Origin of the sequence: Fredinandcohnia onubensis (genome assembly GCF_002734215.1) — a bacterium.
GTDB lineage: Bacteria > Bacillota > Bacilli > Bacillales > Bacillaceae_L > Ferdinandcohnia > Ferdinandcohnia onubensis.
On record NZ_NSEB01000004.1, the window covers coordinates 484,540 to 500,775 of the forward strand.

General features: G+C 39.2%; 9 protein-coding genes and 1 pseudogene. 9 read left to right on the forward strand and 1 reads right to left on the reverse strand.

All coding sequences use genetic code 11. From position 1 onward, the window contains the following. Positions 1-53 precede the first annotated feature (53 nt). The 9 genes and pseudogenes from CKK03_RS05450 to CKK03_RS05485 all read left to right on the forward strand — a co-directional run bounded on the left by CKK03_RS05450 (position 54) and on the right by CKK03_RS05485 (position 13,398). Positions 54-4,478 (forward strand): Ig-like domain-containing protein, encoded by a 4,425-nt coding sequence (locus CKK03_RS05450; RefSeq protein ID WP_099361585.1) that lies wholly within the window; start codon positions 54-56, stop codon positions 4,476-4,478. Positions 4,479-4,752: 274 nt separating this feature from the next. Continuing rightward, positions 4,753-4,908: pseudogene (locus CKK03_RS24235) on the forward strand (LacI family DNA-binding transcriptional regulator); the annotation flags it as partial. Between the two features lie 9 nt (positions 4,909-4,917). Next, on the forward strand, positions 4,918-5,787 hold the full coding sequence (locus CKK03_RS05455; protein WP_099361586.1) for a LacI family DNA-binding transcriptional regulator: 870 nt from the start codon (positions 4,918-4,920) through the stop codon (positions 5,785-5,787). Positions 5,788-5,798: 11 nt separating this feature from the next. Continuing rightward, positions 5,799-6,851: a Bug family tripartite tricarboxylate transporter substrate binding protein gene (locus tag CKK03_RS05460; RefSeq protein WP_099361587.1), complete on the forward strand. Its 1,053-nt coding sequence runs from the start codon at positions 5,799-5,801 to the stop codon at positions 6,849-6,851. 3 nt (positions 6,852-6,854) lie between these two features. After that, entirely contained in the window at positions 6,855-7,337 is a 483-nt protein-coding gene (locus CKK03_RS05465; protein ID WP_099361588.1) for a tripartite tricarboxylate transporter TctB family protein, read from the forward strand. Positions 7,338-7,355: 18 nt separating this feature from the next. After that, positions 7,356-8,867, forward strand: a complete 1,512-nt coding sequence (locus tag CKK03_RS05470; protein ID WP_099361589.1) for a tripartite tricarboxylate transporter permease — start codon at positions 7,356-7,358, stop codon at positions 8,865-8,867. Positions 8,868-8,873: 6 nt separating this feature from the next. Then, the gene (locus tag CKK03_RS05475) at positions 8,874-10,037 is read left to right on the forward strand and encodes a Gfo/Idh/MocA family protein (RefSeq protein WP_099361590.1); all 1,164 of its coding nucleotides are present in this window, start codon (positions 8,874-8,876) and stop codon (positions 10,035-10,037) included. Positions 10,038-10,092: 55 nt separating this feature from the next. Continuing rightward, complete coding sequence (locus CKK03_RS05480) at positions 10,093-11,166, forward strand: Gfo/Idh/MocA family protein (RefSeq protein ID WP_099361591.1); 1,074 nt, start codon at positions 10,093-10,095, stop codon at positions 11,164-11,166. Between the two features lie 714 nt (positions 11,167-11,880). After that, complete coding sequence (locus CKK03_RS05485; protein ID WP_245864005.1) at positions 11,881-13,398, forward strand: fatty acyl-CoA synthetase; 1,518 nt, start codon at positions 11,881-11,883, stop codon at positions 13,396-13,398. A gap of 116 nt (positions 13,399-13,514) precedes the next feature. Here the strand turns inward: CKK03_RS05485 and CKK03_RS05490 are convergent, their stop codons facing one another. Further along, positions 13,515-16,013: an NEW3 domain-containing protein gene (locus tag CKK03_RS05490; protein WP_099361593.1), complete on the reverse strand. Its 2,499-nt coding sequence runs from the start codon at positions 16,011-16,013 to the stop codon at positions 13,515-13,517. Positions 16,014-16,236: the final 223 nt, after the last annotated feature.

A 16,236-nucleotide genomic window follows, 5' to 3' on the forward strand; every position in this document is an offset into this window, starting at 1 on the left:
AAAAGAAACTCGGAGGATAACCCACTTTTTATAAATTATCAAGGAGTGGAAGCATGAATATTCGAGCGCGTAAAGGATTTAGCCTTATAATAGTTATTCTCTTAATAGTGACATCATTGGAACTTACCTTAGGTACAAAGATTAATGCAGCTGAAGAAGATGTAACAATTTTACTAAAGTCGGACCATCCGAATATTGTAAAAGTTGATGAAGTTTCAAACTCTATCATTGTAATTAAAAATACAAATTTTGAAAAGCTAAATCAACAAATTTCCAATGGTATTGATAGCACCTTAAGGGTATTAGACATAAATGGTACTCCTAAAAAAGAAACAGATGAGCTTTTAACGGGTGACAAGTTTGTGCTCATAAAGGGGAGTTCAAAGAAAGAGTATACAATTCAAGTAAATTATTTTACATTGAAGAACTTAGCATTGAATCCTGATGAACAAAACATCAAAGTAAGCTCAATAAGAGGAAATACTAAGCCTTTAAACGCTTTTAACGGTGAATCCACTGGTAACGCTGGCAGTGGATACCAAGTGGACCAGTCTCAAAGCAAGCCAGCTAGTATTAGTGCTGGCAAAGAAACATTTTGGCTTGCCGTTGACTTAGGTGAAATTCAAACCATTGACCAGTTTAGCGTTGCATGGGGGACAACAGTTAGTAATTTAACAACGAGACTAAAAGATTCGAAATACCGTGTTGAATACACAAATGATCCTGAAAAATGGGCTGCTGTCTCAAACGCTACCGTTTCCGGAGCAGATGGTATTTTAAACTACAGTAAACCGGCTGGTTGGGACCTTGCATATGAGCAATATGTGAGAGAATTACCGAATGCAAATGGTAATAAGGTATTTATGAGCAATCTTGAGACACCAATTTCAGCTAGATACGTGATGTTAACAGGAGAGCTTGCAAGCAGTTGGATTGAAATATATAACTTCTTTGTGTTTCAAAAAGAGTCTGGTGAGGGAGAATCAAATCAACCTGTCTACCCTACAGAAGAGTTAGCCAAAATTGTTCCAGATTATGAAGGAATGAGTTTGACAGTAGGTAGACCAGCCATTGTAAGAAAAGATACTGCGGTTCCTAAAATTCATATAAGTGCTAGAGAAGATATAAACGTATCAGGAGAATTAAAGGACCCAAATGGGCGAACTATTTATACAATTGCAAAACAAACCGTTGAAAGAGGTTCGACATTTGTTGTTGCACCTGATTTAGGAGCATCTATCCTTGGAACATATGTTTTTGAATGGGAAATTGAAGGAAGAAAAAAGGTTTATGATAAAGTCTATTTCACTGCTGTAGACGAAGACGTATCTAAATACAACTATACCAATCCCTACCCAGCACTATATTTACATGTAGATAGACTTGTCTACGTTCCTGATTATCGAGGCAACACTGTTATGGATTATTCCAATGTAGGATATCAAGGTGGTGGTATCGAAATTCCGAATGTTCCTGTAAAAGTTATCCTTGAGCCTTCCGAAGACTATACATCGGACGATACCGAGCGTATTCAAAACGCAGTTAACATGATAGGACGTATTGCGCCGGATTCCAATGGTTTTAGAGGTGCATTACTATTAAAAGCGGGTACTTACAGGGTAAGTAGTTCAATTAGAATTTCTGAAAGTGGAATCGTAATAAAGGGAGAAGGCGATGACCACGAAAATATAGAAGAGCATCCGATACCATTAAGTCCAACGAATTGGAAGAATTATAGACAATCCGAGGAAGCTAAACCAAACGTTACGAAGGTTGTTGCAACTTGGATGGCTAGTTCTTATGATAAAAATACAGCTATCTTTAATTTTTCTGGTTCAACAGATTCAAAAAGCGGTAGTCCTATCGATATTGTTGATCAATACGTTCCAGCTGGCGGATATACAATAAAACTAGCATCAGTGTCTGGTCTTAGCGCAGGGGATACGGTCAATATTCGTAGAGCAATTAATGCAGCCTGGGCCCAAGACCTTAAAATGGATGTTATTACTGATGCGCCAGGGGTACCCTCAGCTAATCAGTGGGCGGAAAATGGAGTTGTCGATAGTGCATATGTTAATAATGATGAAGAGCGTACAATCAAGTCTATCAATCATGATACCAATGAAATAATTCTTCTAGAGCCATTAGCAGATGCACTTGATATGAAATATGGTGTTTCGACAGTGACAAAGTATGAACCAACTGGCAGAATAAATAATGTAGGTATTGAGAACATTCAGGTGATATCGAGGTTTAATGAATCAACTACAGCAATTAATTCTGCATTTGGTGTAGATTATAAATCATTTGATGATGAACTTCATGCACAACTTGCGGTTCGTTTTGGTAATGCACAAAATGCGTGGGCAAGGAGGATAACCACCTATCACATTGATGTTGCCGTGTCCATTTCAACTGGTGTTAGCAAGCTTACTATTCAAGATGTGAACTGTCTCGAACCTGTAGGTGGCACGGGAGGAGAGCGACGGTATAGTTTTTCAAATGCTGGAGGGACATTAGTGTTAAGTCAACGGAACTATACCAGATATACTCGCCACGGGTTTATTGTAATGGGAAATATTATTGGTCCTAACGTATTTTACAATAATAAAGCCGAGTACGAATTTGATGCAAATGAGCCCCATTTGAGATGGTCTACTGGTGGGTTATATGATAATTTTGACGGTCGAGTTTATGTACAGAATAGGTGGAACAATGGAACGGCTCATGGTTGGTCAGGTGCAAATTATACACTTTATAATAATACTGGTCCTTATATCATCAGTCAGAATCCGCTTGCAGCCAATTATCTATTCGGGCAAAAAGGTGAAAGACTCCCTTTCGTAATGGATGCTGTGGACCCAGGAAATGTTCCTAATTTCCATCCTTATGAGTTCAGCAATGGGAGTAAAATGAAACCAGAAAGTTTATACATTCAGCAGCTGAAGGATAGGTTGGGACAAGAGGCAGTAAATAATATTAATAAAAGTGATATTCCTGCTTATATTGATGAATCCCTTGACTTAACAACAATATTTGCATCGCTGGAAGGAATTTTAGTAGACGGTGTACCATTAGAGAATTTCAACAAGGATGTTCTTTCCTATACTGTACCTGTCGCTTTAGACTATACAGTCCTTCCGGAAATTACATATACGGCGGATGCTAATACAAATGTGGTAGTTTCAAATGATGGAAATAAAGCGATTAAGCTTACTGTAAGTATGCCAGGAAAGCTGGATACTGTATATATAGTGAATTTCGGGATTATTGACAAGAATGTTCCAATTAGCTCAAGTGCAGGGCAATCATCAATTTTTCATTTAATTGACGACGATCCAAAGACATCATGGTCCGCATCAGGTACCCCATGGGTTCAATTTTACCTAGGTGATAAGCCTGCTTCAATTAATAGTGTATCACTAGGTTATTCTAGGGACACGCAAATCAGACGGTCGTATTATTTTGATTTTGAAATATCAAACGATGGCTATAATTGGACCAAAGTGATGGATGATAGCTGGAGAAAAGATAATTTAGATAACGGGCATATAATGGGTATGGAAGTTTTACCCGGTGCAGGTGGAGATTCTATAACTGATTATGAGACATTTATTTTCCCTGAGGGAATTTCTGCCCGGCTGTTTCGTGTATCGATGTTTGGTGCAAGATCTGGAACAGGAACAGGCACATCCAACGTTAATAAATATTGGGCAATTGATGTTAATGCTACCGTAAATGAAGAGCACCTCAAAGTGTCAGGAGTTGAAATAGCGGATAAGGAGTTAAGTCTCAAAAAAGGTGAAAAGAAACAACTTACGGCATCAGTCTTACCTGTGAATGCTCATAATAAAGCTGTTACATGGAGCTCCTCCAATGCAGAAGTTGCTACTGTCGATGATACTGGCCTTGTTACCGCAATTGCAGAGGGAAGCGCAACAATCACAATAAAAACTGTTGAGGGTGGATTTTTAGACACTAGTATTGTGACAGTCAATGAAAATACTTTTCCATCAATTGATTTAAGTCAATTAAAGAATCTCATTGCTAAGGCAAAAGCAATTTTAAATGATCAATCAGTTTATACTGAAAATACTTTTGCTGCATTACAAGCTGCAATTAAGGAAGCTGAATCAGAACTAGAAAAGATTAATACAGAGTTAGAATTAACTCAAGCACTGGAAACATTGAAAGCAGCGTTAGATGGATTAGTTAAGGCTGCACCTAGCCAGGGTAGAAACATCCCTGAGCAAAGTGGAGATACGAATCAGGCTGATGATAAGCACCATATCCAGGACGACAAGAAAGAACAAGGTAGTGAATCCCAAAATCAAGGTTATAATGTCCAAACAAATAATGAAGGTACAAAGCTACCTAATACAGCATCATCTATGTATACTCTTTTAGTAACAGGTATATCAATGCTTTTAGCTGTTACTATACTTATAATTGTTTGGAAAAGAAGATTAAGAAGTTAAAATTTTCACTGGTAGGGTGTGAGCAAAATCATATTTTCCACTTGTTTAAAGAACAGTGGGACTAATAATCAAGTATTATATTAAGGTTTAGTACTAACTAAACTTTAAATTAACAAAATAAAATTTATTTTCAGAAATATACTTGACACTAATTGAGGCTGCTATTAAAATATGAATCAAGTAAACGTTTACCTACTTCTAAATTCTATAAGTAAACGTTTACTAAATTTTAATATCAACAAGTAAACGTTTACTTGTTAGGAGGTGTTCAATCCTGAAGAAACAAGCGAAAAAGAAATATACAACACTCCGAGACGTTGCCAAGTTAGCTGAGACATCTATAGCAACTGTATCATATATTCTCAATGATTCAGAAGGGCGCTACGTCAGTGCAGAATTAAGAGAAAGGGTTCTTCAGGCTGCTAAGGAGTTAAATTATGTGAAAAGTGCTGTTGCAAGTAGTTTAAAGGGGAAAGAGCGAGGAATTCTTTCAGTATTGGTTCCTCAGTTTGATAATCCGTTTTTCACAAGGATTATTGTTGCTATTGAAGAAGTAGCGCATCGCCATGGCTATTTTATTTCGATTAGCACCACAGTGGATGATATAGAGAGAGAAAGAGAAATTATCAAAAAAATGATTGAACAGCGCGTAGACGGCATAATAATCAGTCCGACCATTCAGGGAACCGAAAATACAGACCATCTTCGGAACTTGGGCATTCCTTACGTTATTCTTGACAGACCATTGATTGGTCTTAACAAATATGATTTCGTCGGACCAGACAATCTCAGCAGTGGTTATTTAGCAACAAAACACTTAATTGATAATGGGCATAACAGAGTTGGGTTTATGGGTTGGGATACCTCTATTAACGTTCAAGACAGGAAAGATGGATATACAAAAGCGATGGAAGATTCAGGCTTATCTGTTGAACGGCAATGGATTCAACTTGGATCTCTTGAAAGAGATACGGGTTATCGCTTAATGCAGAACTACTATGAATCAGGTATCACAGGAGTGGTATTTGGTCACCACATCCTAGCGGAAGGTGCAATTCAATATTTAAGAGAAAGAAATGTTAGTATTCCAGAACAGATTTCTGTTGTTCTAATCGGAACACCTACATGGGCGCAGTTAAGCGTTCCGAAAATTACTTGTATAAATCAAGGTGAACAACAAATTGGTGAAATGGCTGCAGAGGTTTTACTAAGAAACATATCGGGAGATTCTGTAAGTCAGAATTGGCATCAAGAAAAAGTTTCGTGTGAATTATTGCCTGGTGATTCGGTAAAAAAACTAAACAATTAGGGGGAAAAAGTATGAAAAAGAAAAACGGTATTATGTGGGGAATTATTATTGCAGTAATAGTTGTTCTCGCTTTAGCATGGCCGAAAATTTCTTCTAATTTTCAAGCGGAAGAATCAAATTGGCCAGAGAAAGATATTACCATGGTTGTACCTTTTAATCCAGGTGGTGGTACTGATTTAACAACAAGAACATTGGCAGATGAAATGTCGAAGGAGCTTGGGGTAAATATTTCCGTTGTAAATACTCCAGGTGCTAGCGGTTCAGTAGGTACGCTAAGTGTTCAGAATGAAAAACATGATGGTTATACAATGTTAGGTAATGGGTTCATGGCATTTGTAAGTTATCCTGTTATGGGATACACAGAACAAACGCACCGGGATTGGAATATTTGGATAGCAACTTTTTCTCCAAACGTTATTGCGGTAAATGAGAACTCTAAATACAAAGATATTAACCAACTTGTGAAAGATTTAAAAGATAATCCTGGCTCAGTATCAATTGGTACAGCAGGCATTGGCACAGGAGGACATATCGGGAGTGAAGTATTAAAGTCAGCCCTTGAATTTGACTACAAGCATGTACCATACGAAGGTGGGAACCCTGCAATTTTGGCAGCGCTTTCGGGTGAAGTAGACCTTGTTCCACAATTATCAATGGAAATGGTAGATATGCTTAGAGGTAACAAATTGAATGGTCTTGCAGCTCTTACGGATAAGCCATTTGAAATTGAAGGAGCAGACCCAATTCCATCTATTCTTGATGTAACTCCTGAATTGAAGTCAATCGTTCCTTTAGGGGAATCATTTGGAATTGCAGTGCCGAAGGATACACCAAAAGAAGTTGTTGATAAAATTGATGCAGCATTCAAAAAGGCAATAGATAGTGAAACAATGAAAAAGTTTGCAAATGAAAAGGGTGTAGAAGTCCTTGGCTACAGTGGGGATGATGCACAAGAATATGTAGAAAAGCTTGCCTCTACAGTTAACTGGGCCTTATATGATGGTGGAATAGCAAAAATTTCACCTGAGAAGTTTGATATTCCAAGACCAGAAAAAGGTGAATAACAAATGGAAACACAGATAAAACATCTCGATTTCATATCTTCCATCGGTATGTTTCTGATTTCAAGCTATATCATTGCAGAGAGCTTAAGAATTCATGGAGAAGTAGGAGGTCCGCTGTACTCATCACCTGGACTTCTTACATTATTTCTCGGAAGTATGTTGATGTTATGCTCAGTATTATTATTTGTTAAGAGCTTAAAAAAAGTAGGAATTAAAGCAAATGTTCGTGCAGTTAGGCAGTGGTTAGGCGAATTTATTAAGTCAAAAGAAGTCCATAATATGCTGTTAGGGATTTTAATACTTGGTTTATTCGTCTTTATCTTACTTCCTAGATTTCCATTTTTACTATCTTCGTTCATATTTCTGTTTATTTTGATGAAAGTGATGAATGCTGGCTCTATTCTTAAAATAACAATCATTTCAATTTGTGTGAGTGGGTCAATTTTCACACTTTTCCAAATTATATTTAAAGTACCATTACCTTAAGGAAAGAAGTTGAGTAACATGGCCTTACAATATATTCTTGACACGCTATATCAACTTTTTACTCCTGTTAATCTTTTAACACTAGTGCTTGCGGTGTTTTTCGGTTTACTAGTAGGAGTATTGCCAGGGTTAACTTCTACAATGGCAATTGCTCTTTTGACTGGATTAACGTATGGGATTGGACCAGAGACAGCGATTCTTTCATTAATCGGCGTGTATGTTGGTGCAATATCAGGCGGAGTACAAACTGCAATTCTATTAAACATACCTGGAACACCAGCTTCAGCAGCAACAGCAGTTGATGGCTATAAAATTGGACAAAGGGGAGAGGCGGGATTAGGCATTTTTCTGGGAAATGCCTCCGCCTTCCTGGGCACCTTGTTTGGGGCAGTTTGTGTCTTGGTGTTTACCCCGCTTCTCGGGATGCTATCTTTAAAATTTGGTTCCTGGGAGTTCTTTTTACTTGCGGTATTCGGTGTTATGATCTGTGGTAGTTTGACATCTGGGGGAGACTCTTTAAAAGGGTGGATTGCTGGAATAATTGGGTTGTTTGTTGCGCAAATAGGATTAGACTCATTGAACTCTTATCCTCGATTCACTTTTGATAGCATGGCCTTAATAGGTGGAATTCCATTAATCCCAATCATGATTGGTTTATTCGGATTCCCGGAAATTGTAAATTCATTCAAAAATGAAGAAATGAAAGCTGTTAAAGAAGTAATTGAGCTCAGAGTAAAAAAAGGACTTTCGATTTTAAAAGGAAAGATATCTACAGTAACTAGATCTGGCTTCCTTGGGGTCTTTGTAGGGATTTTTCCTGGAGTCGGTGAAGATGTGGCAGGTTGGCTATCGTATTGGGCAGCGAAAATGCGAAGTAAAAAGAAAGAAGAATTTGGTAAGGGTTCTTACGAAGGAGTTATTGCTGCTGAGACTGGAATTAATGCGACAATAGGCGGAAACTTAATTCCTGTACTGACCCTAGCTGTTCCTGGTAGTACATCCTCTGCAGTTTTACTAGCGGCTTTATGGTTACATGGTTATCGACCAGGACCTTTGTTGATGGGGGAATCACCAGGTTTTATCTATACAATGAGTATGTATTTGGTAGCGAGTGCTTTGGTTATGCTCCTTTTAGGACTATTTGTATCGAGATATACCGTAAAAGTTCTTCGTTTTGATAAAAAGATTTTAATGCCGATTGTCTTTGTATTTTGTGCAGTTGGTTCTTTCGTCATTGATAATTCAATCACCAGTGTTTATATGATGTTTATTTTCGGAATAATCGGACTAATATTGTCGAAAATGGATTATCCAGCTGCACCGTTTTTACTTGGGGTCGTTCTTGGACCAATGGCAGATTCAAATTTAAGACGTGCATTAGTATTATCCGATGGTAGTCTTATACCATTCTTTACAAGACCTATTTGTATTGTATTTGTAATTGCCATTATCTTAATGATTTTAGCGCAGTTTAAAGTCTTTGATAAGATAAAGCCTATCATTTCAAAGAAAAAAAGCATCTCGGGGTGACAATTTATGAAAAAAGTAAATGTCGGAATCGTAGGTAGCGGATTCATCGCAGCGATCCACATCGATAGTTATAAAAAGGTTTTCGGAATAGATGTATGTTTAAAAGCTGTGGCATCAACAAATAAAAAGGTACAGTCATTTGCTGAAAAATACAGCATCGAAAAGGTATATTCCCGATTCGAACAGTTACTGGAAGATCCAGAAATTGATGTTGTAGATATTTGCACACCAGCTCATCTGCACGAGGGAATGATAATTCGTGCTATGGAGGAGGGAAAGCATGTCATATGTGAAAAACCGATGACAGGCTTTTATGGAGCAGGAGATGTCAATATTGGGTCAAGTGTTTCAAAGGAAAAAATGTATCACGATGTTATCGGGCGCATGAATAAATTAAAAGAAGTGGTCGAGCAAAGTGGCAAGTTATTCATGTATGCTGAGAATTGGGTGTATGCACCTTCAATAAGGAAATGTGCAGAGATTATCAAAGCAAGAAGAAGCAAGATTCTTTTACTGAAAGGTGAAGAGAGTCACAGTGGATCTCATGCTGCTCATGCTGCCCAGTGGGCATTTACAGGTGGAGGTGCATTAATCCGTCAGGGATGTCACCCTTTATCAGCCCTACTATATTTGAAGCAGGTTGAAGCCGAAGCTCGGAACGAAGATATCCATATTGAGAGCATAGTCGCGGAAGTAGGTAATATTACAAATCATTTAAATGAGGCAGATCGCGGAGTTGTTGCAGCTCGACCAGTAGACGTTGAAGACTGGGCTAATGTTAGTATATCTTTTTCAGACGGCACAAAGGCTGCTGTGATGGCTGGAGATATGATTGTTGGCGGCATAAGAAATATAGTTGAAGTTTTCACTCCTGAAAGTGCACATATTTGTAATATGACACCCAACAACCACGCTTTATCCTACTTTGCTAATGAAACAAATTTGGAGGATATATACATTAGCGAAAAAGTAGAAACGAAACAAGGCTGGCAGTTTGTAAGTCCTATGGAAGAGTACGTAAGAGGCTATGTGGATGAATTCCAGGATTTTATGGAGTGTGTCGCATTTGAAAGAAAACCAAAATCGGATTTTTCCCTTGCCTATGATTCTACGAAAGCAATTTATGCAGCTTATTGGTCAGCTGCTGAAGGTAAAAGGATATGCTTTTAGAAAATAATATACTACTAAATTGGAATTTCGTAATGTCATAGAGGAGAATATCACAATGCAAAAAAATGATGGAATGAATTATGCTCCACAGGGAAAACCCCGACCAGTAGTTGGCAGAGGTGAGTTTGTTTTTGCCGCGATGGCACTTGATCATGGGCATATTTACGGTCAGTGTAATGGTTTGATAGAAGCGGGAGCAACATTAAAGTGGGTTTATGATCCAGATCCTGAAAAAGTAAAGCAATTTCTAGAGGTTTATCCTGGTGTGAAAGTAGCTAGTTCTGAAAAAGAAATTTTACAAGATCCAGAAGTTCATCTTGTAGCGGCAGCTGCTATTCCTTCAGAGCGGGGACCACTGGGAGTTAAAGTGATGGAGCATGGTAAAGATTACTTTACTGATAAAACTCCTTTTACTTCTATTGAACAATTGGAACAAGCAAAGTCGAAAGTACGTACTACTGGACAAAAATACATGGTTTACTATAGCGAACGCTTACACGTTGAAAGTTCTGTTTTTGCAGGACAACTTATTCAAGATGGAGCAATTGGCCGAGTCGTTCAAGTGCTTGGATTAGGACCGCATCGATTAAATGCGCATATGCGTCCAGAATGGTTTTTCCAAATGGAGAAATATGGGGGGATCTTATGCGACATCGGCAGCCATCAAATTGAGCAATTTTTATTTTTTGCAGGGTGCAAAGATGCTAGGGTGCTTCATAGCAAGGTGGCAAACTATCATTGTAAAGAGTATCCTGAATTTCAGGATTTCGGAGATGCAACTTTGCTCGGAGACAACGGAGCAACCAATTATTTCCGCGTTGATTGGCTAACACCTACTGGGTTAGGTGCTTGGGGTGATGGGAGATTAACAATCTTAGGAACAAAGGGTTATATTGAGCTTAGAAAATATATTGATATTGCCCGAAATCCAGATGGTGATCACCTATTTTTGGTGAACGATGAAGGAGAACAGCACTTAGAGCTAAATGGTAAGGTTGGTTACCCCTTTTTTGGCGAATTAATTTTGGATTGTTTAAATAGAACAGAACGAGCAATGACACAAGAACATGCATTTAAAGCTGCAGAACTTTGTTTATTAGCACAAAAAGAAGCCGTAATTGTAGAATGACAGAAAAGTTGAATTCGGTAAAGAGATTTAACTCTTCACCCATAATGGTTTTTACGTTAAATCCTTTAATCAAAGCAGGTGAGTGCCATTCACCACTTGTAAGAAAAGATTAAAACAGATGTATCAGTGTAAAGAGCCTCTCCATAAGGAAAGGCTCTTTAATGTTTTTGACTGCAATTAAATCTGATTTTTCACTTAGATTCTGTTAGTCTTCCATAATGATTCGTGCGTATTATTCTGTTTCTTCGTCCAATTTTTTTTCATTTCTCAATCGTGTCTTTTCGGTCATCATTCACAATTTAAAAACTGACTGATATATTCGTTTATTTACTTCCATACCTTCACACCCCGTATACTATATATTTTAATCCAGTATTCAATTCCCCCTTATTTTATGGTTATTAGGGCATTTTATCCGGTTAATCTGATAGTAGAAAAGCCGGCTTAAGATCATTTCCACAGGCCACTCTAAATTTTTATTAAATAGTTGGTGGGATCTGGTATTTTAAAAAACTAACTTGCAGGAATGACATTATTTACTTAACCATGAATATGTTATCTGGGATTCTTTCACAGATTGTTATTCAAAACGCTCTATAAATTTATTGACAGCCTAGTTGGAGTGGGCTAATATTCAGATAAATAGTCTTTATTTTTGGAATATTACATAATTTATAGGCGTATAAAAATAGACAAGAGAGGACTGATATTGATTTGAGAACAAGTACCATAGCCGAGGCCGTCCGTCGAACGGCCGCAAGGATCCCACATAGAACGGCCATTGTGTTTAATGACAGGGAGTGGAGTTACCGTGAACTCGACATGGGGGTCACGCGTATCGCTCGCAAACTGCGTGAACAAGGGGTGGAAAAGGGAGACCGAGTCGCTTCCTACGGTAAAAACTCTGACCTGTATGTTCTGCTGTTTCTGGCCACAGCACGTATAGGAGCTATTCATGTTCCGGTGAACTTCCAGCTCCGAGCAGGGGAACTCGACTACATTCTCGGAGATTCCGATCCAAAGTTCGTAATTGCTGACCGAGACCTTGCCATTGCAATCTCCCAGACTAGGTCGAACAGCCATCGGCAGGTACTCAGATTCGAGGACGAACTCCTGGAGTGGGCTTTCAGTAACGACAATCGTCCTGTGGGAGAGGATGAGTTCGATGTCGAGGACACGGATGTCGCTCAGTTACTCTACACCTCGGGCACTACGTCAGATCCAAAGGGTGCAATCATGACACATCGTGCTCTGATGCACCATTACATGAGTTGCATCCACGGTTTGGACATCAAGGAGTCAGATCGTGCGCTTCACTGCCTGCCCCTTTACCACTCCGCGCAGATGCATGTGTTCATGCTGCCTGCACTGTTGGTAGGTGGTTGGAACAAGGTACTTCCTGCTCCCGTGGCAGGTGCTGTGCTGGAAACCATCGAACGTGACGCCATTACATCGTTCTTCGCTGCCCCAACCGTTTGGGTTTCAATCGCGAATCACTCTGACCTGACATCTCGAGACCTCGGGAATCTTCGGAAGGCCTATTATGGAGCTTCGATCATGCCAGGACCAATACTCGAACGACTGCAGAAGTGTCTGCCAAAGCTCGGCTTCTACAATGTGTTTGGCCAGTCCGAGATGGGGCCAGCTTGTACAGTTCTCCGTCCCGAGGAGCATACGGATCACCCAGGTTCAGCAGGAAGACCAATGCTCTTCGTCGAGGCGCGGGTTGTGGACGCCGAAGGTAATTGTGTGCCCCCTGGCGAACTTGGCGAAATTGTTTACCGTTCACCACAGCTTTGTCTAGGCTACTGGAACAAAAGTGAGGCTACTGCCAAGGCGTTCGCTGGTGGTTGGTTCCACTCTGGAGATCTCGTGAAGCAGGACGAGAACGGATACATCGAGGTAATTGATCGGGTGAAGGATGTCATCAACACTGGTGGTGTGCTAGTGGCTTCCCGCCAAATAGAGGACTGCATCTACGAGTTGCCCCAGGTCGCTGAAGTCGCAGTTGTCGGTGTCCCTGATGAAAAGTGGATTGAGGCAGTCACTGCCTTCGTTGTCATCAAAGCTCCAGTATCTGAGGAGGAGATCCTTCAGCATGTAAGGAACAATCTAGCCAACTATAAGGTGCCAAAGAGGGTCGAGTTTGTGGCAGAATTGCCGAGAAACGCTAGCGGCAAAATCCTCAAACGTCATCTGCGCGGTGTTGGAAGCTCAAAGAGCGCTACATGAGTCTGTATATTATTTCTTGTTTTTTCGGAAATAATAATAATACGTCAAATAAATGTTAAACATACGAAAAAGCTATAGACTCCACGTCTATAGCTTTTCCCAATGTTCCTATATCTTTAATTTTTTGCCCCATAACTAATCAAGTTCGCAAACATACGATATCCTCCAGGAACTTGTGCTCCAATTTGACGGTAGAAGACGAGGTTGGTGTAAAGGTAAGTACCTTCCCCGTATTCAGCCATTAGGATTCCACTTGTGAATGGATCCTCGCCTGGGTCTGCCATTGAAACGAATGTTTCATAGCTTTCATCCCATTCCATTGGGAAGTAAAGGCCTCTTTCTTGTACCCAGTTATCCCAGTCGTTTTCGGTAATCTTGTTAGGGAAATTAAAGAGTTCATGCTCTGGTTGAAGTACATCAACCTCTGCATTTTCATCCGTTACGCGCCAGCGAATGGAAGGTGTACCAATTTTCAAACGATATGGTGGTGTTAGATTAGCATCCCATGGGTCTGCTGCCGTCACGTATTGCATCACCAAATGTCCACCATTTTCCACATATTCAAGCAATCTTTCATTATTTGCTAGTAGATCCTCTCTACCAAGAGTTGCGCGAATCCCCGTAACGATTGTATCGTATTGTGATAGATCTCCAGTGGCTAAATCTTCTGGAGTTAGCTTTGTAATATCAAACCCTGCATTAATGAAAGAATCAGCAATTGTGTCAAAGCCGCTATCGATGTAACCAACTTTAAGATTATCTGGTTTTAATAATTCAAAAGCAACACCGTTAATGGCAGCAGGATACATGAAGTAAGAATCATTAATATGCTCATATTTAATTTCTTGTACAGTCGTTTTGAAAGACTTTCCATCTACTTCTGCGATTGCTGCAATTGTAAAATTACCCTCTGCGACAGTTGAAGGTGGTACTAACGTGAATGATACTACTTTTTCCTCAAATCTTTCTGTGAAGTTTACTTCTCCTACAGCTGGTTCACTCGTCCAGCCTTCTGGTAAGTCTAGAGCAACCTTTGCAGTTTTAGCACCATTGGCATAGTTTTTCACCTTAACTGAAACTGGAATTTCATCTTGAACATTAGCTGTATTTACCGTAATGTTTACTGGATCCGGTGTAACGCTTAATTCAGGAAGAACACTTACCGTATTATCTAAGTCGATAACGGAAGTCGTTTCCACACCGTATTCCTTAAATGTTAACTGTGCTTGAATCGAAGCATGGGCATAAGGTTGAAAATACTCTGCATCTGCTGGAACAGTTACATTGAAACTTACAGTCTTTGATTCACCTGGCTTTAAATGCTTTAACTGACTTGCACCTTCATGCTTCCAGTTTTTAGGAGTAAGTAAAGCCGCTTCAATATGATGAATTTTTTGCTTTCCGTTATTTGTTACCGTAACCTCTACTTGAGTTTGTTCACCTTGTGTCAATACGTAAGAACCAATTTCAGTATCAACAGCTAAGTTTGAAGAGACTAAGCTTACTTGTTGAAGCTGTTCTTCTTTTAGCTCAAGCTTATGAAGCAGGTCATTTTTAAGTGCATCATCTAGTTTACCTGATTTTGTAGTTGAGATTAATTTTTGAACAACACCTAAAGCTTTTTGAGACTCAGGTAAAATTGCCTCGCGATTTGGGTAAAGCTCAATAATTTCTTCTAGATTATTTTGTAAAGAATCAAGTTGCTCACTGATATTTTTAGCAGGAATGATGTCTGCCCAAGCATGGAAATCATAAGGAACTCCTGCAAATAGATCAGATGCTTCTGTATCTACTGCTGTTTTCTCTAATTTCAGATGTTGTTGCTTTGGTTCAACGGGAATATCACGTCCCATTCCTTGGCTCTTATGTAGGTATCTTGAAGCTTCACCAAGTTGTGGGTAACTCATTCCGTAGATAGGATCATAATCGCCAATTTCAATGGATGTTGTAGCATCGGTTGCTGAAACTGGTAAATAAAGCTTTTTAATCTGCCATGGCTCCAACCCATTTTCTAGTTGCTCTGGGAAAACAGTAGGATCAGCAGCGTCTTCAAATGCTTTAACTGATAGGATATTGATCAATCTGTGATGTCCATGTTGGCTATCAACATTTAGGAAGGAAGGCATGACAATATCAGGTTGATAGGTTCTAATAAATTTGACAAGACGCTCGTATGTGACTTCCTCTCCCCATTTTTCAAGAGTTTCATCAGGTGATTTGGAAAAACCGAAATCATAGATCGCATCAGAGGTTGTTTCACTTAAGTGATAAGCTTTTACACCATTAACCTTTGCTGCTTCTATCATTTCATTTGAACGAATAATTCCAAGCGCATTTCCTAATTCATTTCCGATCGCGTTTTGACCGCCTTCTCCGCGGTTAGCTATCAAGCTTGCTGTTTTAACACCTAGCCCTCGGGATAAATAGGCTAGAAAATCACTACGTTCATCATCTGGGTGTGCACCTGTGTTTAAGAAAGTGACAGTGGTGTCTAGAGGCTTAACTGCATTCCAAAGTTCAACATCGGCTTCACTTTGTTCTTGTGCTAGACTGAGTGGTGGGAATAATGAAGCAAGTAAAAGAATGGATATCAATACATAGAGACATTTCTTCATTTTGTAACCCCTTTCAATTTTGGATAAAAAATCTATAAAACTCTCCTTTCCTAGGATTTTTAGTTAGTAATTATAACTAACTAACTCATGATCATACCTTCAATTCGAATTATATATCCTTTCTGAATATTGTAAATATTACCAAATAACTATTTGTTATTTCTTTGTGGGTATAACGTAGGAGTCAAATAGTTTTAGGACAAACCGTTGATATAATAGTAAA